Source organism: Corynebacterium sp. HMSC063G05, assembly GCF_001810555.1.
GTDB classification, from domain to species: Bacteria; Actinomycetota; Actinomycetes; order Mycobacteriales; family Mycobacteriaceae; genus Corynebacterium; species Corynebacterium jeikeium_D.
On the sequence record NZ_KV801829.1, the window covers coordinates 1 to 1,209 of the forward strand.

Annotated in this window: 1 protein-coding gene; it reads left to right on the forward strand. The window is 62.4% G+C overall.

Annotation, left to right across the window (positions count from 1 at the left end):
* Positions 1-140: 140 nt before the first annotated feature.
* Positions 141-1,209: IS110 family RNA-guided transposase (locus HMPREF2751_RS00005; protein ID WP_083304384.1), on the forward strand; the 1,069-nt coding region annotated here is incomplete at its 3' end.

Sequence of the window (1,209 nt, forward strand, 5' to 3'; positions counted from 1 at the left end):
GGGGGTGTTGCCACCGGACACCGGGGACAACCGCTGACAGCTAATAGGGACACGGACCAAACAGAGGTCTCGTCGTAACGTGGGTGCCTGCAACGGATGTCCAAGACACCGGCGACCAGCCGCAACAGAAGGACACCACCATGGAACCGTCCACAACACCCGACATCATCATCGGCCTCGACGTCGGCAAAACCGACCACCATGCCAGCGCGCTGACCACCACCGGCGAGAGAATCTACGACAAACCACTGCCCCAAGACGAAGCCGCACAGCGCGAAATCCTCGCGTCCATGCAGGCCCACGGCGGCGTTCTCATGGTCGTCGATCAACCCAACACCATCGGCGCCCTGCCCATCGCAGTGGCCCGCGACTGCGGTTGCACGGTCGGAGACCTCCCCGACCTAGCCATGCGAAAAGCAGCCGACCTCTACCCTGGACGATCAAAAACTGACCGCCGGGATGCATTCATCATCGCCGACACCGCCCGCACCATGCCGCACACACTGCGGGCAGTCGACCGCGACGACGAGACACTAGCAGCGCTGAAGATGCTCGCCGGATTCCACGACGACATCGCCAAAGACGCCACCCGAACGAAAAACAGCCTTCGCAGCGTGCTCACACAGATTCACCCCGCACTCGAGCGCGTCTTTGCAGGCGAGATTCTCTCGCGCACGCTGGTGCTGGACTCGCTCATCCACTACGAAGGTCCGACAAAACTGGCCGCCGCAGGTCGAGGCCGGGTCCTGAAGTGGATACGCAACCGCGCCAAGAAGGACCCTGATACCCTCGCAATTTTCGCCGCCCTTGCCGAGCAAACTGTCACGGTACCCGGCATGGCGGCAGCAGAATTGGTCATTCCCCAGCTGGCGGCGAACATCGAAGCGCTTCAAGCACAGCGCGACACGATCGCCGGACATGGCTCGGAGATGCTCGAATCGTTCCCTCTTGCCCAGGTCTTGATGTCGATGCCCGGCGTAGGCATCAAGACCGCCTCCAACATCTTGCTGTCCATCGGCGATTGCCAGGACTTCGCCGACGCCGCGCACTTGGCCGCTTACGCCGGCATCGCGCCGACCACCCGGCAGTCGGGTACGTCGATCCGCGGCGAGTTTCCCACCAGGGCCGGCAATAAACAGTTGAAAAACGCGATGTTTCAATCGGCGTGGATCGCGTCGAACTGCCATCCCGCATCGCGCGACTACTACC